We start from the raw sequence: 21,091 nt of genomic DNA, 5'->3' as shown, positions 1-21,091 counted from the left end.
CGATGTCGAACAGCCTTTTCCGAGTATATCGCGCGGTCGCGCTGGCGCTTTCCGCCGCCGCGCTCGTCGCGGGCACGGCCGCATGCGCCGCACCGAACGACGACACGCTCGCCGGGGATGACCAGATCTTCGTGCAGCTTCGCGAAGCCGCACGCCGCAACGACGCCGCGAAGGCCGCGCAGCTCGCGTCGATGATCCCGAACTATCCGGTGCCGTCCTACGTCGAGTATTTCCAGATCAAGCCGCAGCTGTTCGATTCGACGGGCCGTGCGCGCGTCGATGCGCCGGACGCGCCCGTGCAGTCGTTCCTGCAGCGCTACGATGGCCAGGCGATCGCCGATCGCCTGCGCAACGACTACCTGCTCGTGCTCGGCGCGCGCCACGACTGGCGCAATTTCGACGACCAGTACAAGCGCTTCGTGCTCGACGACGACACGCAGGTCAAGTGCTATGCGCTCGAATCGCGCGCGGCGCGCAACGAGAACGTCGCCGATGCGGCGCGCGCGCTGCTCGTCGAGCCGAAGAACTACGGCGATGCGTGCGTCGACCTGATCACCGCGCTCACCGTCAACCAGCAGTTCACGAGCGACGACGTGTGGCAGCAGGCGCGCCTCGCGTACGAGCAGAACTACACGACGCTCGGCGGCAAGATCGTCGACGCGCTCGGCCCGCGCCCGGTCGGTTTCGACCAGGCGACGAGCGCGCCGCCGCTGTATCTCGCGCGCGGCGTCGGGCCTGACGCCGCGTCGCATCAGCTCGCGCTGATCGCGCTCGGCCGCATGGCGCGCAACGATCCGGACGCCGCCGCCGGGATGCTGACGACGGTCGCGTCTTCGCTGACCAAGCAGGAACAGGCGATCGCGTGGGGCGCGATCGGCTACCAGGGCGCGATCAAGCGCTCGCCGATGGCGTCGGTCTGGTACGCGAAATCGGCGAACGCGCCGCTGTCGAACCCGGGCTACGAATGGCGCACGCGCGCCGCGCTGCTCGCCGGCAACTGGCCGATGGTGCGCTGGTCGATCGAGCAGATGCCGCCGTCGCTGCGCAACGATCCGGCGTGGATATACTGGCACGCGCGTGCGCTCAAGCAGAGCGGCGACACGCTGCAGGCGAACCAGGAATTCGAGCAGGTCGCGGGCCAGTTCAACTTCTACGGGCAGTTGGCCGGCGAAGAGCTCGGCCAGCGCACGACGATCCCGCCGCGTACGAAGGTGAGCGATGCCGAGATCGACGCGATGGGCAAGATCCCGGGCTTCGCGCTCGCGCAGCGTTTCTACGCGCTGAACCTGCGCCTCGAAGGCAATCGCGAATGGAACTGGCCGCTGCGCGGGATGACCGATCGCCAGCTGCTCGCGGCCGCCGAATACGGCAAGCGCGTCGAGCTGCTCGACCGCACGGTCAACACGGCCGACCGCACGAAGGCCGAGCACGACTTCACGCTGCGCTATCCGTCGCCGTACCGCACGACCGTCGAGCGCTATGCGCAGTCGACGGGCCTCGACGTCGAGTGGGCGTACGGGCTGATCCGCCAGGAATCGCGCTTCATCATCAGCGCGCGTTCGTCGGTGGGTGCGGGCGGCCTGATGCAGCTGATGCCGGCGACGGCCCAGATGGTCGCGAAGAAGCTCGGCATGGGCACGATCTCGCGGGCGCAGATGCACGACATCGACACCAACATCCAGCTCGGCACCTGGTATCTCGCGGACATCTACAACAACTTCGACAGCTCGCCGGTGCTCGCCACCGCCGGCTACAACGCGGGCCCGGGCCGGCCGCGTCAGTGGCGCCAGGTGTTGACGCAGCCGGTCGAAGGCGCGATCTTCGCGGAGACGATTCCGTTCAACGAGACGCGTGACTACGTGAAGAACGTGCTGTCGAATACCGTCTACTACGCGGCGCTCTTCGAGGGCAAACCGCAGTCGTTGAAGAAACGTCTAGGCATGATCTCGCCCTGATACACGAACTGCCGCGCGAGACGCGGCAGTGTTCTTTTTAGGACTCGAACAATGGATCGCCAGACCGTCGCGCTGCTGGGCGGCACCGGCTTCATCGGCAGCCGGCTCGTCAATGCGCTGATCGATGCCGGCAAGCACGTGCGGATCGGTACGCGGCGGCGCGACCACGCGCGCCACCTGCAGATGCTGCCGGTCGACATCGTCGAGCTCGACGCGCTCGATACGCGCACGCTCGCACGTTTCGTCGCCGGCGCGCACGCGGCGATCAACCTGATCGGCGTGCTGCACGGCGGCCGTGGCACGCCGTACGGGCCGGGCTTCGAGCGCGCGCACGTCGCGCTGCCGGCCGCGCTGGCGACCGCCTGCAGCGAGGTCGGCGTGCGGCGCCTGCTGCACATGAGCGCGCTCGGCGCCGATTCGCACGGCGCGAGCATGTACCAGCGCTCGAAGGGCGATGGCGAAGCCGCGCTGCATGCGGTCGCGGCCACCGATTCGCTCGCGCTGACGATCTTCCGTCCGTCGGTCGTGTTCGGCCCCGGCGACGCATTCCTCAACACGTTCGCGAACCTGCAGCGCACGGTGCCCGTGCTGCCGCTCGCGATGCCCGACGCGCGCTTCCAGCCGGTATTCGTCGGCGACGTCGTGCGCGCGTTCGTCAACACCCTCGATCTCGTCGGCGCGCACGGCAAGACCTACGAACTCGGTGGCCCGACCGTCTACACGCTCGAGCAACTGGTGCGCTACTGCGGCACGCTGGTCGGCCGGCAGGCACGCATCGTGCGGCTGCCCGACGCGCTTGCGCGGCTGCAGGCGCGCGTGTTCGAATGCCTGCCGGGCGAGCCGGTGCTCACGCGCGACAATCTCGCGACGATGTCGGTGCCGAACGTGCTGTCGGGGCCGCTCGCGCCGGAACTCGGGCTCTCGCCCGCGAGTCTCGAAAGCATTGCGCCCGCGTATCTCGGCGAAGCGACCGGGCGCTCGCGGTTCGACTGGTTCCGCTCGCGTCGCTAGCCCGCGCGCGGGGCGCCGCCGGCCGGCCTCTTTCTTTTCCTTTTTCGCATTTTCCGGAACCCCGTCATGAAGCTCGTCATTGGAGACAAGAACTACTCGTCGTGGTCGATGCGGCCGTGGCTGCTGCTCGCGCATTTCGGCATCCCGTTCGACGAGATCGTGGTCGAGCTGCGTCGCGACGACACGGCCGCGCGCATCCGCGAATACTCGCCGACCGGCAAGGTGCCGTGCCTCGTCGACGATCACGGCTTGGCGATCTGGGATTCGCTCGCGATCGCCGAGACGCTCGCCGAGCGCTATCCGCAATTCCCGATGTGGCCGGCCGACCCGCTCTCGCGCGCGCATGCGCGCTGCGTGTCCGCCGAAATGCATTCGGGCTTCGCGGCGCTGCGCACGCAGATGGGCATGAGCATCCGCGCGTCGATGCCGGGGCGCGGCGCGACGCCCGATGCGCTCGCCGACGTCGCGCGCATCGACGCGCTGTGGAGCGAATGCATCGAGGCGTCGGGCGGGCCGTTCCTGTTCGGCGAATTCGGGATCGCCGATGCGATGTATGCGCCGGTCGTGATGCGCTTCAACACGTATGCGCCGGCGCTGTCGCCGGAGGCGGCCGGCTATGCGGCGCGGGTGACCGCGCTGCCGGCCGTGCAGCGGTGGATCGATGCCGCGCGCCGTGAAACCAACGTGATCGCCGAATACGAGCCGCAGCCATGAACATCTACGCAGTAGGCGGCGCGATCCGCGACGAATTGCTCGGCGTGCCGGTGCAGGACCGCGACTACGTGGTGGTCGGCGCGACGCCCGAGCAGATGACCGCGCAGGGCTTCCGGCCGGTCGGCAAGGATTTCCCGGTGTTCCTGCATCCGCAGACGCAGGAGGAGTACGCGCTGGCGCGCACCGAGCGCAAGACGGCGGCCGGCTATCACGGCTTCCAGTTCCACTACGCGCCGGACGTGACGCTCGACGAGGATCTCGCGCGGCGCGACCTGACGATCAACGCGATGGCGCGCGAGGTGAGCCCGGAAGGCGCGCTGGTCGGCCCGGTGATCGATCCGTTCGACGGGCAGGCCGACCTGCGTGCGCGCGTGTTCCGGCACGTGAGCGACGCATTCGTCGAGGACCCGGTGCGAATCCTGCGCATCGCGCGCTTTGCCGCGCGGTTCGCGGATTTCACGGTGGCGGACGAAACGCTCGCGCTGATGCGGCGGATGGTCGATGCGGGCGAGGTCGACGCGCTCGTGCCAGAACGCGTATGGCAGGAAATCGCGCGCGGGCTGATGGAAGCGAAGCCGTCGCGGATGTTCGCCGTGCTGCGCGACTGCGGCGCGCTCGCGCGCATCCTGCCCGAGGTCGACGCGCTGTGGGGCGTGCCGCAGCGCGCCGATTACCACCCGGAAGTCGATACCGGCGTGCACGTGATGATGGTCGTCGACTACGCGGCGAAGCAGGGCTATTCGCTGGCGGTGCGCTTCGCGGCGCTCACGCACGATCTCGGCAAGGGGACGACGCCCGCGGACGTGCTGCCGCGCCACGTCGGCCACGAAAGCCGCAGCGTCGAGCTGCTCAAGCCGTTGTGCGAGCGGCTGCGCGTGCCGAACGAATGCCGCGATCTCGCGCTGGTGGTCGCGCGCGAGCACGGCAACCTGCATCGCGTGATGGAGATGGGCGCGGCCGCGCTGGTGCGGCTGTTCGAGCGCAGCGACGCGCTGCGCAAGCCGGCGCGCTTCGCCGAGCTGCTGCAGGCGTGCGAATCGGATGCGCGCGGCCGACTCGGGCTCGATGCGCAGCCGTATCCGCAGGCCGAGCGGCTGCGCGTCGCGCTCGCGGCGGCGCGCAGTGTCGACGCCGGCGCGATCGCGCGCGGCATCGGCAACGATACGGAGAAGATCAAGGAAGCCGTGCATCGCGCGCGGGTCCAGGCCGTCGCGCAGGCGCTCGCGATCGGCGAGTAGTCGGCAAGGAGCAGGCAAGTAGCAGGCAAGTAGCAGGCAAGTAGCAGGCGCGGCCTGCGCGCCGGCCAGCCGTTACTGTTTCTTCTTGCGCGCCGGAGTCGCGGCCGCCGGGCGTTTGCCGGCGGCCGCGCGCGGCTTCGCCGCCGCCTTCTTTTCGGCTGCGCCGGCCCTGGACGGCCGTGCCGCGGCGGCGTCGCGGTCATCCCGCTTGGACGCCGGCGCGCGCCGGCTCACGCGCGGCTCGCCGGGCTTCGATTGCCTGATTTCCGTCGTCGCGGATACGAATTCCGCACCACTGTCGTCGAACAGCGGCAGCGTGCTGACGGTGATCAGCTCGGCCGGCCCGTCGCCGACATTGGCCACGCGATGCCGCTTGCGCGCGTCGAAGTGCAGCGAGTCGCCGGGCGTCAGCGGGTAATTCTTCTTGCCGACCGTGTAGCAGATGCGGCCCGCCAGCACGTACACGAATTCGTCGCCGCCGTGCGCGACCCATTCCGACCGGTAGCCTTCCATCATCTGCACCTTCAGTGCGTTGATCTGGCTGCCGTCGAACGTGGTGGACAGCCGCTCGTACCACTGCGACGCGGCGTCGAGCGCGTACGGCTTGCGGCTGCCCTCGTGCGAATCGGGCTGCGCCTGGCGCGGCTGCTCGATCAGCGTGCCGAGCGGCACGCCCAGCGCCTTCGCGACGTTGACGAGCGACGACAGCGAGATGCCCGTCAGATGGCGCTCGACCTGCGACAGGAACCCGACCGACAGGTTCGCTTCGGTCGCCACTTCCAGCAGCGTCTTCTTCGCTTCCCGGCGCAGGCGGCGAATGCGCTGGCCGATACGCATGAGGTCTGAATCCATGAATCTCTTTCGTGGCAACGAGTCGGGGCGCGGGCAATGGGGCCGTGCGGCCGCCCGGGGCGGCGAGGCCGGCGCATTGTACCGCGCAGCGTCGCGAGGGCGAATCGGCGTTGTGCCGGAATCCGCAGGCGGCACGCCGATTTTAGTCCTACGAAAATCTTGGCTTGACCTCGATTTCGACGTGCTCTAGATTCTGTCGCGCATCAAACAAAGTTAAGTGAGACAAAAATTTTACCGAAGGCCTGCCTCCCGGCCGGCGGCGCGGCCCGGCCGCGCGTGACCTGCGCCGCAACGACGTGCCGTGCCCGGCGCGCGATGCCGCGGCACGCCGCCGGCCGCTGACAACAATGAATAACGGGCATCCGATGATCGATCGACTGAAATACAGCTTCTCCGGCCTTCCCCCGTACGACGCGTCCGTCGCCGACACGCAGGCCGGCCTGTCGCGCCTGCTCGATGCCGCGCGACTCGATGCGGTGCTGATCACGTCGCAGGACGAATACGTGACCGAGTACCTGCCGCGCGGCAACAACCCGCGCTACGCGGTGTCGGGCTTCGACGGCTCGGCCGGCTGCGGAATCTTCCTGAGCGCGGCGACCGCGCAGGCGCTCGATCTGCCGCCGTTCGTGCTGTTCGTCGACGGCCGCTATCACTTCCAGGCCGACGAGCAGTGCGATCCGGCGCGCGTGCGCGTCGAGAAGCTCGGCATGAACGTGACGATCTGGCAGGCGATGGCCGACTGGCTGCTCGCGCACGCGAGCCGGCTCGCGCGGGTCGGCTACGACGCGCGGCGGATCAGCGTCGCGCAGCGCAACCGGCTGTTCGAGCAGACGCAGGCCGCGTCGCTCGACTGGACGAGCCTCGCCGAGCGCGAGATCGACCGGGCGATAGCGCTGCCGGGCTGGAACGTCGAGCGGCCGATCTTCGAGATCCCGGCAGCGATGACCGGCCTGAGCGTCGTGCAGAACCTCGACGCGCTGAACCGCCGGCTCGCCGCGCATACCGGCGCGGCCGACGGCAAGACGGCGTTCTTCACCTGCGCGTCGGACGATCTCGCGTATCTGCTGAACAGCCGCGGCTATCACATCCCGAATGCGTCGTCGCACCTCGGCTTCCTGTTCGCGGTCGGCGGGCGGGTGGCTTTGTTCCTCCCGGAAGGCTGCGACCGCTGCGAGGTCGCGCTCGATTCGTATCCGGCGCTGCAGGTGATCCGGCGCGACGTCGCGGCGCTCGAGCGCTTTCTCGCGCAGTTCGCCGTCGAGCACGTGTGCTACGGCTTCGAATCGGTGAACTGCGCGCTCGTCGACGCGGTGAAGCGGGTGTGGCCGCACGCGCGGCATGCCGATTTCAACCCGGTCGAGGCGATGCGGGCGAGCAAGACGCCGGCGGTGCTCGGCCAGTTCCGCGACGCGTTCGCGCGCAGCTGCGCGGCGATCGCCGAGACGATGCGTTGGGCCAAGACCGGCGAACCGGGCGTGCGCCACACCGAGTACGACCTCGCGCGCAGGATCAACGACGCGTACGGCGCACGTTCGGCGGTCGCGCTGTCGTTTCCGTCGATCGCGGCGAACGGCGCGAACAGCGCGTTCGCGCATTACACGGCGGCGAGCGCCGACGTCGAGCTGACCGAAGGCGAACTCGTGCTGCTCGACAGCGGCGCGTACTACGAAGCCGGCTTCGCGACGGACTGCACGCGCGTCGTGCTGCGCCGCACGCGGCCGGACACGGTCGCGCAGCCGTGGCAGCGCGAGATCTATACGGTCGCGCTGAAGGCCTGCATCAAGGGGCTCGTCACGCGCTTTCCGGCCACCGCGACGGGCGGCGACGTCGATGCGCTGGTGCGGCAGGTGTGCCGCGACCATGGCCACGATTTCGGCCACGGCACCGGGCACGGCGTCGGGATTCACGTGCACGAGGGCGGCGTGCGGTTCGCGCCGGGCGCGACGTACGGGCTGGTGCCGAATGCGGTGATTTCGGTCGAGCCGGGCATCTACCTGCCGGGCAAGGGCGGCGTGCGGATCGAGAACATCGTGATCGTGCGGGCGGACGACGCGCAGCCCGGCACCGTGACGTTCGAGAACATCGTGACGGTCGGCTACGACTGGGACCTGATCGATCTGGATCTGCTGGACAACGCCGAGCGTGCGTACCTGCGCGACTACGAGCGGCTGTGCGTGGAACGCGGTACGCAAGTCACCGCGTGTCCGCTGTTGTAACGAAGGGGAAGGCGGAAGCGCGGCCGCCGGTCGGCCGCGCGGCGCGCCGTCAGCCGGTCAGCGCGTGAGCGCCGACACGCGTCCGTCGGGGCCGTACACGCCGGCCGGCGCGGGCGCCGAGCGCAGCACCGCGAGCGCGCGCTCGTTGTAGTCCATCCGGATCCGGATCAGCATCCCGTTGTTCGCGTTGGCCTGGCGCGCGCGTTCGGCGGCCTGTTGCAGCAGTTGCCAGCGGCTCGCGAGGCGCGCGTCGCGCTCGGCCGCCTGGTCCATGCCTTTCTTGCCGGCCGGAAAGCCGAGCGCGGAAAGCTGCGTGTCGCGCGTGCGTTCGAGCTGCGCGAGCCGGTCGATCAATGCGCTTTTCTTCTCGACGATCCCGGGCAGCATCTCGAGCGGCTCGGCCGTCGTCAGCGCCTTTTCCTCGTAGACGAGCAGGGACGCGAACGCTTCGACCGTCGCGTGTTCGTCGTTGACCGTGGCCAGCAGCTCTTCTCTCATCGCGTCATGCTCGTCACGCCGGTGCGCGGGATGGCCGCACGCCGGCAAACCGGGTGAACCGGCCACGAGGCCGGGATTAGCTGCCCTGCGGGCGCTGCTGCTGCAGCAGTTCGCGGGCGGTGTTCAATACGCCGTCGGCAATCTTGTTCGCGTCGATCGTCAGCGTGCCGTTGTTCAGCGCGTCCTTGATCGACTGGACCAGGCCCGTGTCGATATCGGCGTCGCCCGACGCGGAGACCGAACGCAACTGGCCGGACAGACCCGACAGGTTTACGGTCGTGTCGCCGCCGCTCGATCCTGCATCGGCTGCCTGCGCGGACGACTGGGCCGTGCCGGACGGCGCACGGGCCGCGCCGTTGCCGGTCGGCGCGAGGGGGCTCGGTTTCGGAGTGGAATCGATCTTCACGATGGGTTTCCTGTACGGTTTGACCCAGATAACGGCCGGGTCGGCCCGAACTTTAGCATCGCGAGCCCGAAATGCTCCGAATAAACAATTCTTTACATTCTTGCGGCAGATCCGTCCCTACAGCGGAATTTCCACGGTGCCGGCGTCCTTGACGATCGCCGTGACGATCTGCCCGGCCGCCATCCGCACCCGTACCGACTGGCCCGGCGCCGCATTCGCGAGCACGCTGCCTTCGGCCGAAATCGTGAAGCCGGGGCCGGCCGCGACGACCCGTACCGTCTGGCCGGCCGACACCGACGCCGCGCTCTTCAGCATGTCCTGCCGCAGCGGCAGCCCGGCCGAGATGCGCGCGAGCGCGGTTGCGCCGATCGCCTGCGCCGGATCGGTGATCACCGCGAGCGGCATGACCGTCAGGTCGCCGTCGCGTGCGACCAGGTCGGCTGCGGAGAGCGGCTCGCCGGGCGCGATCTGGCGCGCGGCGACGTAATAGGTGGCCTGCACGGCGACCTTCGCCTGCAGGTAGACGGTCCACGGCCGCTCGCCGGCGCAGCGCACGCCGACCGTCGTGCGGCCCCACAGGCGCGCGCCGGTCGGCAGGAACGGTTCGAGCGTCGTGCACGCGGCGAGCCCGCGCGGAAAGGCGGTCGTGACCGTCGCGGTGGTCTTGCCGGGCAGGCCGGCGATCTGCTGCTGCAGGAACGCGAGCGCCGCGCGCCGGATCGTTTCGGGGTCTTGCTGGCCGGGCGGCGTCGCGGGCTGGGCCGTGGGTTGGGCCGCGACGGTAGCCGGAGCCGGCCGGGCCGAAGCGGCCGCCGTGCGCGGCGCCGTTGCGGCTGATGCGGCACGAGCCGCCGCCAGGCGGGCGGCTGCGGCCGCTTGCGGCGCCGGCCGCGCGGGATTCGATGCAGGCTCGGCGGTGCCGGCGACGACCATCGCGATCGCGGCCGGGTCGGCCGCGCGCGGCGTCGCGCCGTACCCGGCGTTCGCGCGGGCGGCTGCGTAGACGGGGACCGTTGCGGGAGCCGGCGCAGCGGCCGGCGGCGGAACGCTCGTCACGACCATCTGGCTGGCCGGTTGCGCCGCGTAGTCGCTGCCGGTCGCGGCGCTCGCCCCGCCAACCGCGCGCTGCAGGCCTGAGGCCGAAGCCGAAGCGACGCCCGCATTCCCGCCGAACTGCCCGCCGCTCGCCGCATTGGCGTGCGCGAGCGCGGTTTCGGCCGTCTCGCCGCGTCCGGGAATCACGATCATCCCGTCGTCCGCATGGGCGGCAGGCGCGGCGATCCACAGCGCCGCGGCGAGCGCGAACGCGCGCCGGACGTGCGTGAGCCGCCCGTTCCTGTCGCGAAGTGCGTCGCCCGTCATCGCCGTGTCCTCGATCCGTTGATCCGCTTCGCATTCTAGGGAGCCGGGGCGTCGCGCAAACGATGAATAGAGGGGGCCTTTGCCGCGTTATTCGTCCGATTGCCGGTTGCGTCCCGCGCCTACCATCGCTGTCATGGAAAAAAGCCTCTCGGGTCGCCATCCGGTGCGAGGGGCGTGCAGCGCTTCATACGGAGAGACGCACACATGCTGGACAAACTCGATGCGGAATTCGCGTTCGGCCGACAGGCGCTCGACGTGCGCGCCTACCGGCAGGAACTGCTGTCGTCGAACATCGCGAACGCCGACACGCCCGGCTACCAGGCCCGCGACGTCGATTTCGCGTCGACGCTCGCGCGCTCGCTGAAGCAGACGAGCGGCGGCCTGGCGCCGAGCAACGCCGCGCAACTGCCGATGACGCAGCCGGCCGGCGTGACGAGCGGCATGTCGATGGTGTCGACGGCGGCGGGCCACATGGCCGGCACCGCGAAGCTGATCCCGACCGGCGGCCCGGCGGACGACTACGGCCGCGCGCAATACCGGATGCCGCTGCAGCCGTCGCTCGACGGCAACACGGTCGATCTCGACGTCGAGCGCGTGCAGTTCGCGAACAACGCGCTGCACTACGAAACCGGGATGACCGTGATGACCCAGCAGATCAAGGCGATGATCGCCGCGATCACGACGAACTCGTAACGAACTCGTAAGCGCCGCTTCCGAATCCGGACTCGAACACAAGGAGCCTCCATGCCTTCGTTGATGAACATCTTCGGCGTCGCCGGTTCGGCGCTGTCCGCGCAATCGCAGCGCCTGAACGTCACCGCGTCGAACCTCGCGAACGCCGACAGCGCGACCGGCCCCGACGGCAAGCCGTACAAGGCCAAGCAGGTCGTGTTCGCGACCGACCCGCTGGGCGGCGCACGTACCGCGTCCGGCCAGGGCGTGGGCGGCGTGCGCGTGACCAAGGTGATGGACGACCCGTCGCCGATGAAATCGACCTACGACCCGGCGAACCCGGCCGCCGACGCGAACGGCTACGTACAGATGCCGAACGTCGACCCGGTACAGGAGATGGTGAACATGATCTCGGCATCGCGCTCGTACCAGGCCAACGTCGAGACGCTGAACACCGCGAAGACGCTGATGCTCAAGACGCTGACGATCGGCTCGTAAGCCGCGCGCCGCCGACCTGACCGACCCGACACCGACAGTTCCGACAGAAGGCCAACAGGATGACTTCCTCCAACACGACGATCGGCAGCAACGGCACCAGCGTGTCGACGCTGCCGACCGACACGATGAACACCAACAACGTGTCGTCGACCAACGGCACGTCGGCGAGCGACCTGCAGGCGACGTTCCTGAAACTGCTCGTCACGCAGCTGCAGAACCAGGACCCGACCAGCCCGGTGGACAGCTCGCAGATGACGTCGCAGCTCGCGCAGATCAACACGGTGAGCGGCATCGCGCAACTGAACACGTCGCTCACGTCGCTGTCGACGCAGCTCGCGGCTGGCCAGCAGACGCAGGCCGCGCTGCTGATCGGCACGAACGTGCTCGCGCCGGGCAACTCGGTCGCGGTGAAGAGCGGCGCGGCGTCGCCGTTCGGCGTGTCGCTCGCGAGCTCGGTGTCGAACCTGACGATCACCGTGAAGAACTCGGCGGGCGCCGTCGTGAACACGATCAACGCGGGCGCGCAGTCGGCCGGCACCGTGCCGTTCAACTGGACCCCGACCGACGCGGCCGGCAACGCGCTGCCGGACGGCACGTATACGGTCAGCGCGTCGTACACCAACAGCGCCGGCACGCCGCAGGCGGCCACGACGCTCGCGGCCGCGCAGGTGCAGAGCGTGGTCAAGCAGGCGGACGGCACCGCGGGGCTCGTGCTGTCGAACGGCACGACGGTGGGGCTCACCCAGGTTGCGTCGATCTTCCCGAACACGAAGTCGTCCTCGTCCGGCGACACCACCACCAACTGATCGAGCTTTCCTGTAACGGAGAACGAAATGGGTTATCAACAGGGTCTGAGCGGCCTCTCGGGCGCATCGAACGCGCTCGACGTGATCGGCAACAACATCGCGAACGCGAACACGGTCGGCTTCAAGTCGAGCACCGCGCAGTTCGCCGACATGTACGCGAACTCGGTCGCGACGTCGGTCAACACGCAGATCGGCATCGGCACGACGCTGAACTCGGTGCAGCAGCAGTTCGGCCAGGGCACGATCAACACGACGAACTCGTCGCTCGACGTCGCGATCAACGGCAATGGTTTCTTCCAGATGTCGAACAACGGCGTGACGACGTACTCGCGCGACGGCACGTTCCAGCGCGACAAGAACGGCTACATCGTCAACGCGCAGGGCATGAACCTGATGGGTTACATGGCCGACAAGAACGGCGTGCTCAACACCGCGCAGACCGTGCCGCTGCAGGCGCCGACCACCAACATCGCGCCGACCGCGACGACCAAGATCACCGGCCAGTTCAACCTGAACTCGCAGGACACGGTGCCGGCCAAGACGCCGTTCAACGCGGCCGACACCACGACGTACAACTACTCGACGTCGATCCAGGTGTACGACTCGCTCGGCGGTTCGCAGGCGGTCAACATGTACTTCGTGAAGTCGGCGGCCGGCACGTGGGAAGCGTACGCGGGCGTGCAGGGCGGCGCGACGAACGATCTCGGCACGATCACGTTCGATACGTCGGGCGCGATCAAGAGCACGACGACGGGCACGCCGGCCACGCCGACCGCGTCGCTCGGCCAGTTCCAGTTCACCGTGCCGAACACCGACGGCTCGGCGACGCCGCAGAATCTCACGCTCGACCTGACCGGCACGACGCAGTACGGCGGCAAGGACGGCGTGAACAACCTCGCGCAGGACGGCTACGCGAGCGGCACGCTCACCACCTATTCGATCGGCACCGACGGCAAGCTGACCGGCAACTACTCGAACGGGCAGACCGCCGTGCTCGGCCAGATCGCGCTCGCGAACTTCAACAACCCGAACGGGCTGGTGAACCTCGGCGGCAACCAGTATGCGGAATCGGCCGCATCGGGCGTGCCGCAGGTGTCGGCCCCGGGCAGCACGAACCACGGCACGCTGCAGGGCAGCGCGCTCGAGAACTCGAACGTCGACCTGACGTCGCAGCTCGTCAACCTGATCACCGCGCAGCGCAACTACCAGGCGAACGCGCAGACGATCAAGACGCAGCAGACCGTCGACCAGACGCTCATCAACCTGTAAGCGCGGATAACCGGCAGCCATGGACCGACTGATCTATACGGCGATGACGGGCGCGTCGCAGTCGCTCGACCAGCAGGCGATCGTCGCGAACAACCTCGCGAACGCGTCGACGACCGGCTTTCGCGCGCAGCTCGCGACGTATCGCGCGGTGCCGATGAATTTCGGCGACGGCAGCAACATCGACCCGACGACGACGCGCACCTACGTGCTCGCGTCGACGCCCGGCGCCGATTACGCGCCGGGTCCGATCACGCGCACCGGCAATCCGCTGGACGTCGCCGTGCAGGGCCCGGGCTGGCTGTCGGTGCAGACGGCCGACGGCAGCGAGGCGTACACGCGCGCCGGCAACCTGCACGTCGACGAGAACGGCCAGCTCGTCAACGCGAGCAACCTGCCGGTGATCGGCAACGGCGGCCCGATCTCGGTGCCGCCGAACGCGGAAGTGACGATCGGCAAGGACGGCACGGTGTCCGCGCTGATGCCGGGCGACCCGCCGACCGCGGTCGCGATCGTCGACCAGATGAAGCTCGTCAATCCCGATGCGGCCACGCTCACGCGCGGCAACGACGGGTTGTTCCGCACCGCCGACGGCAATCCGGCCGACGTCGACCCGAACGTGGTCGTCACGCCGAATTCGCTCGAAGGCAGCAACGTGAACCCGGTGACCGCGATGGTCGCGATGATCGACAACGCGCGCGCATTCCAGCTGCAGTCGAAGCTGATCCAGACGGCCGACCAGAACGAGCAGACGGCGAACCAGTTGCTCAACTTCAGCTGAGCGCCCGCGCCAGCTTACGCAGGAGAATCGACAAATGAATCGTTCGCTCTACATCGCCGCCACCGGCATGAATGCGCAGCAGGCGCAGATGGACGTGATTTCGAACAACCTCGCGAACACCAGCACGAACGGCTTCAAGGCGTCGCGCGCGGTGTTCGAGGATCTGCTGTACCAGACCATCCGCCAGCCCGGCGCGAACTCGACGCAGCAGACCGAGCTGCCGTCGGGCCTGCAGCTCGGCACCGGCGTGCAGCAGGTCGCGACCGAGCGCCTGTACACGCAGGGCGGCCTCACGCAGACCGGCAACTCGAAGGACGTCGCGATCAACGGCGCGGGCTTCTTCCAGGTGCTGATGCCGGACGGCACCAACGCGTACACCCGCGACGGCTCGTTCCAGACCAACGCGCAGGGCCAGCTCGTCACGTCGAGCGGCTACCAGGTGCTGCCGGCGATCACCGTGCCGCAGAACGCGCAGTCGCTGACGATCGGCAAGGACGGCGTCGTGTCGGTCACGCAGCCGGGTTCGAGCAACGCGGTGCAGATCGGCTCGCTGCAGATCGCGACCTTCATCAACCCGACCGGCCTCGAGGCGAAGGGCGAGAACCTGTTCGCGGAAACGACGTCGTCGGGCGCGCCGAACGTGTCGCAGCCGGGGCTGAACGGCGCGGGCGTGCTCAACCAGGGCTACGTCGAGGCGTCGAACGTGAACGTCGTGCAGGAACTCGTCAACATGATCCAGACGCAGCGTGCCTACGAGATCAACAGCAAGGCCGTGACGACGTCCGACCAGATGCTGCAGACCGTCACGCAGATGAAGAGCTAACCGGAACGTCCCGTCGCAGCCATGAAGCAGGTTCGCCTTTCCTCGTCAGCCACCGTCCGCGCCGCCTGCGCGGTCGCGGTGGCGGCGCTCGCCGGTTGCGCGCAGATTCCGCGCGATCCGATCATCCAGCAGCCGATGACGGCGCAGCCGCCGATGCCGATGTCGATGCAGGCGCCCGGCTCGATCTACAACCCCGGCTACGCGGGGCGGCCGCTGTTCGAGGATCAGCGCCCGCGCAACATCGGCGACATCCTGACGATCATGATCGCGGAGAACATCAACGCGACCAAGTCGTCGGGCGCGAACACGAACCGGCAGGGCAACACCGACTTCAACGTGCCGACCGCCGGCTTCCTCGGCGGGCTGTTCGCGAAGGCGAACCTGTCGGCGACCGGCGCGAACAAGTTCGCGGCCACCGGCGGCGCGAGCGCGGCGAACACGTTCAACGGCACGATCACGGTGACCGTCACCAACGTGCTGCCGAACGGCAACCTCGTGGTCAGCGGCGAGAAGCAGATGCTGATCAATCAGGGCAACGAATTCGTGCGTTTCTCGGGGGTCGTCAATCCGAACACGATCTCGGGTGCGAACTCGGTTTACTCGACGCAGGTCGCCGACGCGAAGATCGAATACTCGTCGAAGGGCTACATCAACGAAGCCGAGACGATGGGCTGGCTGCAGCGCTTCTTCCTCAACATCGCGCCGTGGTGATGACGATGCAGCTGCCTCTTTTCCGTCGCCTGTCGTTTCGTGCACTCGCCGTCGCGCGGTTTGCCGCCTTCGTGATGGCCGCCTGCGTGCTCGGCGCCGCGCCCGCGCACGCGGAACGCCTGAAGGATCTCGCGCAGATCCAGGGCGTGCGCGACAACCCGCTGATCGGCTATGGCCTCGTCGTCGGTCTCGACGGCACGGGCGACCAGACGATGCAGACGCCGTTCACTACGCAGACGCTCGCGAACATGCTCGCGAACCTCGGCATCTCGATCAACAACGGTTCGGCCAACGGCGGCCCGTCGTCGCTGAACAACATGCAGCTGAAGAACGTCGCGGCCGTGATGGTGACGGCCACGCTGCCGCCGTTCGCGCGGCCGGGCGAGGCGCTCGACGTGACCGTGTCGTCGCTCGGCAACGCGAAGAGCCTGCGCGGCGGCACGCTGCTGCTCACGCCGCTGAAGGGCGCGGACGGGCAGGTGTACGCGCTCGCGCAGGGCAACATGGCCGTCGGCGGCGCGGGCGCCAGCGCGAACGGCAGCCGCGTGCAGGTGAACCAGCTCGCGGCCGGCCGGATCGTCGGCGGCGCGATCGTCGAGCGCGCGGTGCCGAACGCGATCGCGCAGATGAACGGCGTGCTGCAACTGCAACTGAACGACATGGACTACGGCACCGCGCAGCGCATCGTGTCCGCGGTCAACTCGAGTTTCGGCCCGGGCACCGCGACGGCGCTCGACGGCCGCACGATCCAGCTCGCGGCGCCGGCCGATTCGGCGCAGCAGGTCGCGTTCATGGCGCGGCTGCAGAACCTCGACGTGAGCCCGGACAAGGCCGCCGCGAAGGTGATCCTGAACGCGCGCACCGGCTCGATCGTGATGAACCAGATGGTCACGCTGCAGAGCTGCGCGGTCGCGCACGGCAACCTGTCGGTCGTCGTCAACACGCAGCCGGTGGTGTCGCAGCCGGGGCCGTTCTCGAACGGGCAGACGGTGGTCGCGCAGCAGTCGCAGATCCAGTTGAAGCAGGACAACGGCGCGCTGAAGATGGTGACGGCCGGCGCGAATCTCGCCGACGTCGTGAAGGCGCTGAACACGCTCGGCGCGACGCCCGCGGACCTGATGTCGATCCTGCAGGCGATGAAGGCGGCCGGCGCGCTGCGCGCCGACCTCGAGGTGATCTAAATGGCAGCCACGCTCCCCAACGCAAACGACCTCACGCAGCGCTTCGCGCTCGACGTGCAGGGTTTCGACGCGCTGCGCGCGCAGGCGAAGCAGTCGCCGCAGGCCGGCGCGAAGGCGGTGGCCGGCCAGTTCGACGCGATGTTCACGCAGATGATGCTCAAGAGCATGCGCGACGCGTCGCCCGACGGCGGGCTGTTCGATTCGCATACGTCGAAGATGTACACGTCGATGCTTGACCAGCAGCTCGCGCAGCAGATGTCGACGCGCGGGATCGGCGTCGCCGACGCGCTGATGAAGCAGTTGCTGCGCAATGCGGGCGCCGGCGCGGGCAGCGATACGGCGGCGGATGTGGGCGCGGGCGGCATGGGCGCCGGCGGCCTCGGCACGGCCGGCAACGAAGGCAGCCTCGCCGCGATGAACGCGATGGCGAAGGCCTATGCGAACGCGGCGAACAACGGCGGGCTCGCCGGTGCGCGCGGCTATTCGGCCGGCAGCGCGCTGACGCCGCCGGTCAAGGGCGCGAGCGGCGTGCAGGACGCGGACGCGTTCGTCGACCGGCTCGCGGCCCCCGCGCAGGCGGCCAGCGCGACGACCGGCATCCCGGCGCGCTTCATCGTCGGCCAGGCCGCGCTCGAATCGGGCTGGGGCAAGCGCGAGATCCGCGCGGCGGACGGCTCGACCAGCTACAACGTGTTCGGCATCAAGGCGAACAAGGGCTGGACCGGCCGCACCGTGTCGGCGCTGACCACCGAATACGTGAACGGCACGCCGCGCCGCGTGGTCGCGAAGTTCCGCGCGTACGACTCGTACGAGCACGCGATGACCGATTACGCGAACCTGCTGAAGAACAACCCGCGCTACGCGGGCGTGCTGAGCGCGAGCCGCAGCGTCGAGGGCTTCGCGCACGGCATGCAGAAGGCCGGTTACGCAACCGACCCGAATTACGCGAAGAAGCTGATCTCGATCATGCAGCAGATCGGCTGACGGGCCCGCCCGCCACCGGTTCGCCCCCCCCTTCGGACCGCGCCCGGCACCTTGCCGCGCGCGGTTTCAACGTTTGCGCGAAATAAATCGCCGTTTCGATCTAAACTTTCGGTCAGCACTGCCGCTAAGTGTGAGAGACCTGCGACCGGGCCCCCGTTCTGGCCCGGTTTTATTGCGCACCGGTTGCCCCGGGCGCCCATGACAAGAAAGACCGGCTAGCCATGAATATCGAAACGTCGACGGACCCCAGCCTGGATGCAGGCCACTCCGGGCCCGACTATGCCCGCCGCAATCCGCTGGAAATCGGCGTGCAGCTGCGCAACCTGGTGAATCGCGGCGATTTCCTGACCGTGCAGTACCCTGGCGGCCAGCTCGTCACGCGTCTGCTCGAGGTCGACGTCGGCGCGCGGACGTTCACGTTCGACTGGGGCGCGCTGTCCGAGCAGAACGCCGGCATCCTCGGCGCGTCGCACTGCACGTTCGCGGCTTCGCCGGAAGGCGTGCGCGTCGAATTCACCACGGGCACGCCGCGCGAGACGCGCTACGAGGGGCTGCCCGCGTTCGTCGCCGATTTCCCCGACGTGCTGGTCTGCATCCAGCGCCGCGAATATTTCCGCGTGGACGCGCCGATCGTCGATCCGTTCCTGTGCCGCGGCAAGCTGCCGGACGGCGAGAGCTTCCTGTTCGAGGTGCACAACCTGTCGCTCGGCGGCGTGGGGCTGCGCACGGCCGACGAGCGCGTCGAGGCGCTCGAGGTCGGCACGCTGCTGCCGGACGTCGAGCTCGAGCTGACCGGCCACGGCAAGCTGTCGCTCGACCTGCAGCTGGTGTCGCAACGTTCGACGCAGATGCCGAACGGGTCGCGCCGCTACCAGCTCGGCTTCCGCTACATGTCGCTGCCGGGCAGCGCGGAGAATACGCTGCAGCGGCTGATCACCCAGCTCGAAATGAAGCGCCGCTCGCTCGCGCGGGCCTGACGCGCACCCGGCGCGGGCCCCGTCCGGGCCGCCCGCGCAGCGCCGCCGGCGCTCCTCGCCGGCCGCTTCGAACGGCGACGCACACCCGTGCGCCGCGCGTGCATTTTTTCCTCAATTTTTTCGATCCGCGGCCGTTATACCGGGAGTCACGCAACCCGGCGGCCGCAGCGCGGCCGGCTCATCAGGATCGCGCATGTCCAACTCACTCATGAACCTCGGTGTCAGCGGCCTGAATGCCGCGCTCTGGGGCCTCACGACGACCGGCCAGAACATCAGCAACGCGGCGACGCCCGGCTATTCGGTCGAACGCCCCGTCTATGCCGAGGCAAGCGGGCAGTACACCAGCAGCGGCTACATGCCGCAGGGCGTGAACACCGTCACCGTGCAGCGGCAGTACAGCCAGTACCTGAGCGACCAGCTGAACGGCGCGCAGACGCAGGGCGGCGCGCTGTCGACGTGGTACTCGCTCGTCACGCAGCTGAACAACTACATCGGCAGCCCGACGGCCGGCATCTCGACCGCGATCACGAGCTACTTCACCGGGATGCAGAACGTCGCGAACAGCGCGTCCGATTCGTCGGTGCGGCAAACCGCGATGAGCAATGCGCAGACGCTCGCGAACCAGATCACGGCGGCCGGCCAGCAGTACGACGCGCTGCGCCAGAGCGTGAACACGCAGCTCACCAGCACCGTCACGCAGATCAACGCGTACACCGCGCAGATCGCGCAACTGAACCAGCAGATCGCGTCGGCGAGCAGCCAGGGCCAGCCGCCGAACCAGCTGATGGACCAGCGCGACCTCGCGGTGTCGAACCTGTCGAATCTCGCGGGCGTGCAGGTGGTGCGCAACAGCGACGGCTACAGCGTGTTCATGTCGGGCGGCACGCCGCTCGTCGTCGCGGACAAGAGCTATCAGCTCGCGACCGTCACGTCGCCGTCCGATCCGAGCGAGCTGACCGTCGTGTCGCAGGGCATCGCCGGCGCGAACCCGCAGGGGCCGAACCAGTTCCTGTCCGACGCGTCGCTGTCGGGCGGCACGCTGGGCGGCCTGCTCGCGTTCCGCAGCCAGACGCTTGATCCGGCCGAAGCGCAGCTCGGCGCGATCGCGACCAGCTTCGCCGCGCAGGTCAACGCGCAGAACGCGCTCGGCATCGACCTGTCGGGCAAGGTCGGCGGCAACCTGTTTTCGACCGGCGCGCCGATCACCTACGCGAACCAGGGCAATACCGGCAACGCGGCGCTGTCCGTGTCGTTCGTGAACGCCGCGCAGCCGACCACCAGCGACTACACGCTCGCGTACGACGGCACGAACTACACGCTGACCGACCGTGCGACCGGCACGGTGGTCGGTACGTCGACGTCGATGCCGGCCTCGATCGGCGGGCTGAACTTCTCGTTCTCGTCCGGCTCGATGAGCGCCGGCGACAAGTTCACCGTGCAGCCGACGCGCGGCGCGCTGAACGGCTTCGGCCTCGCGACGTCGAACGGCTCCGCGATCGCGGCGGCCGCGCCGTACGTGCCGTCGGCCACGACGACCAACACCGGCAACGGCACGATCGGCGGGCTGTCGGTCACGAGCGCGACGGCCGCGGCCAACGCGCACAACTACACGATCACGATGGGCGGCACCACGGCCGCGCCGACCTACACGGTCACCGACAACACGGCCGTGCCGCCGACGACCAGCGCCGCGCAGCCGTACCAGTCCGGCTCGCCGATCACGCTGACGGCGGGCGTCACGGTGACGGTGTCGGGCACGCCGGCGGTGGGCGACACGTTCAAGGTCGCGCCGAACACGGGCGGCACGAACGACGGCAGCAACGCGCTCGCGCTGTCGAAGCTCGTCAACTCGAAGTCATTCGGCAACGGCTCGGCCACGCTGACGGGCGCGTACGCGAACTACGTGAACGGCATCGGCAACACGGCGAGCCAGCTGAAATCGTCGAGCGCCGCGCAGACCGCGCTGGTCGGCCAGATCACGCAGGCGCAGCAGTCGGTGTCGGGCGTGAACCAGAACGAGGAAGCGGCCAACCTGATGCAGTACCAGCAGCTCTACCAGGCGAACGCGAAGGTGATCCAGACCGCGTCGACGCTGTTCCAGACCGTGCTCGGCCTGTTCAACTGATTTCGGGGATCGAAG

The 21,091-nt window shown here is 68.7% G+C and carries 20 protein-coding genes; 16 read left to right on the top strand and 4 right to left on the bottom strand.

Annotated features, from left to right (window positions below):
* The first annotated feature begins 2 nt into the window (after positions 1-2).
* The 4 genes from AP428_RS12790 (at position 3) to AP428_RS12775 (ending at position 4,918) form a co-directional block, all read left to right on the top strand.
* Positions 3-1,955: a lytic transglycosylase domain-containing protein gene (locus AP428_RS12790; protein ID WP_054928150.1), complete on the top strand. Its 1,953-nt coding sequence runs from the start codon at positions 3-5 to the stop codon at positions 1,953-1,955.
* A 51-nt stretch (positions 1,956-2,006) separates the two neighbouring features.
* The gene (locus tag AP428_RS12785) at positions 2,007-2,966 is read left to right on the top strand and encodes a complex I NDUFA9 subunit family protein (protein WP_054928149.1); all 960 of its coding nucleotides are present in this window, start codon (positions 2,007-2,009) and stop codon (positions 2,964-2,966) included.
* Between the two features lie 66 nt (positions 2,967-3,032).
* Entirely contained in the window at positions 3,033-3,680 is a 648-nt protein-coding gene (locus tag AP428_RS12780; RefSeq protein WP_054928148.1) for a glutathione S-transferase family protein, read from the top strand.
* Positions 3,677-4,918: a multifunctional CCA addition/repair protein gene (locus AP428_RS12775; protein WP_027810239.1), complete on the top strand. Its 1,242-nt coding sequence runs from the start codon at positions 3,677-3,679 to the stop codon at positions 4,916-4,918. Before AP428_RS12780 ends, AP428_RS12775 begins: the two co-directional genes overlap by 4 nt.
* 72 nt (positions 4,919-4,990) lie before the next feature.
* Here the strand turns inward: AP428_RS12775 and AP428_RS12770 are convergent, their stop codons facing one another.
* Positions 4,991-5,770 (bottom strand): helix-turn-helix domain-containing protein, encoded by a 780-nt coding sequence (locus tag AP428_RS12770; RefSeq protein WP_054928147.1) that lies wholly within the window; start codon positions 5,768-5,770, stop codon positions 4,991-4,993.
* 365 nt (positions 5,771-6,135) lie between these two features.
* On the opposite strand from AP428_RS12770, the gene AP428_RS12765 reads away from it, so the two are divergent.
* Entirely contained in the window at positions 6,136-7,986 is a 1,851-nt protein-coding gene (locus AP428_RS12765) for a M24 family metallopeptidase (RefSeq protein ID WP_054928146.1), read from the top strand.
* Positions 7,987-8,043: 57 nt separating this feature from the next.
* On the opposite strand, the gene AP428_RS12760 is transcribed toward AP428_RS12765, so the two are convergent.
* From AP428_RS12760 to flgA, 3 genes are all read right to left on the bottom strand, one after another.
* Positions 8,044-8,484 (bottom strand): flagella synthesis protein FlgN, encoded by a 441-nt coding sequence (locus AP428_RS12760; protein WP_006477557.1) that lies wholly within the window; start codon positions 8,482-8,484, stop codon positions 8,044-8,046.
* Positions 8,485-8,560: 76 nt separating this feature from the next.
* A complete protein-coding gene (flgM, locus tag AP428_RS12755) occupies positions 8,561-8,890 on the bottom strand; it encodes a flagellar biosynthesis anti-sigma factor FlgM (RefSeq protein WP_011546419.1) in 330 nt (109 codons plus the stop codon).
* A gap of 117 nt (positions 8,891-9,007) precedes the next feature.
* The gene (flgA, locus tag AP428_RS12750; RefSeq protein ID WP_054928145.1) at positions 9,008-10,252 is read right to left on the bottom strand and encodes a flagellar basal body P-ring formation chaperone FlgA; all 1,245 of its coding nucleotides are present in this window, start codon (positions 10,250-10,252) and stop codon (positions 9,008-9,010) included.
* A gap of 204 nt (positions 10,253-10,456) precedes the next feature.
* On the opposite strand from flgA, the gene flgB reads away from it, so the two are divergent.
* From flgB to flgK, 11 genes are all read left to right on the top strand, one after another.
* Positions 10,457-10,945, top strand: coding sequence for a flagellar basal body rod protein FlgB (flgB, locus tag AP428_RS12745; RefSeq protein ID WP_027807823.1), 489 nt, complete (start codon positions 10,457-10,459; stop codon positions 10,943-10,945).
* Between the two features lie 51 nt (positions 10,946-10,996).
* Positions 10,997-11,422 carry a flagellar basal body rod protein FlgC gene (flgC, locus tag AP428_RS12740; RefSeq protein ID WP_006477560.1) on the top strand — a complete coding sequence of 142 codons (426 nt, stop codon included), beginning with the start codon at positions 10,997-10,999 and terminating at the stop codon, positions 11,420-11,422.
* Positions 11,423-11,481: 59 nt separating this feature from the next.
* Positions 11,482-12,228, top strand: a complete 747-nt coding sequence (gene flgD / locus AP428_RS12735; protein ID WP_006477561.1) for a flagellar hook assembly protein FlgD — start codon at positions 11,482-11,484, stop codon at positions 12,226-12,228.
* A 27-nt stretch (positions 12,229-12,255) separates the two neighbouring features.
* The gene (flgE, locus tag AP428_RS12730; protein WP_006477562.1) at positions 12,256-13,497 is read left to right on the top strand and encodes a flagellar hook protein FlgE; all 1,242 of its coding nucleotides are present in this window, start codon (positions 12,256-12,258) and stop codon (positions 13,495-13,497) included.
* A gap of 19 nt (positions 13,498-13,516) precedes the next feature.
* A complete protein-coding gene (gene flgF, locus AP428_RS12725; RefSeq protein ID WP_006477563.1) occupies positions 13,517-14,275 on the top strand; it encodes a flagellar basal-body rod protein FlgF in 759 nt (252 codons plus the stop codon).
* A 34-nt stretch (positions 14,276-14,309) separates the two neighbouring features.
* Entirely contained in the window at positions 14,310-15,098 is a 789-nt protein-coding gene (gene flgG / locus AP428_RS12720; RefSeq protein WP_006477564.1) for a flagellar basal-body rod protein FlgG, read from the top strand.
* 21 nt (positions 15,099-15,119) lie between these two features.
* Positions 15,120-15,809: a flagellar basal body L-ring protein FlgH gene (gene flgH, locus AP428_RS12715; RefSeq protein ID WP_054928144.1), complete on the top strand. Its 690-nt coding sequence runs from the start codon at positions 15,120-15,122 to the stop codon at positions 15,807-15,809.
* Positions 15,810-15,814: 5 nt separating this feature from the next.
* Positions 15,815-16,990, top strand: a complete 1,176-nt coding sequence (locus tag AP428_RS12710) for a flagellar basal body P-ring protein FlgI (protein WP_054928156.1) — start codon at positions 15,815-15,817, stop codon at positions 16,988-16,990.
* Complete coding sequence (gene flgJ, locus AP428_RS12705; protein ID WP_054928143.1) at positions 16,991-17,974, top strand: flagellar assembly peptidoglycan hydrolase FlgJ; 984 nt, start codon at positions 16,991-16,993, stop codon at positions 17,972-17,974.
* 221 nt (positions 17,975-18,195) lie between these two features.
* Entirely contained in the window at positions 18,196-18,951 is a 756-nt protein-coding gene (locus AP428_RS12700) for a flagellar brake protein (protein ID WP_006477567.1), read from the top strand.
* Between the two features lie 193 nt (positions 18,952-19,144).
* Positions 19,145-21,076, top strand: coding sequence for a flagellar hook-associated protein FlgK (gene flgK / locus AP428_RS12695; protein ID WP_054928142.1), 1,932 nt, complete (start codon positions 19,145-19,147; stop codon positions 21,074-21,076).
* The last annotated feature ends 15 nt before the right edge of the window (positions 21,077-21,091 follow it).

The organism is Burkholderia sp. E168m22, assembly GCF_001319805.1.
In the GTDB taxonomy this organism is placed as follows: Bacteria; Pseudomonadota; Gammaproteobacteria; order Burkholderiales; family Burkholderiaceae; genus Burkholderia; species Burkholderia orbicola.
Note: the sequence above shows the minus strand (reverse complement) of the source record. Positions and strands in the feature narration are given on the sequence as shown.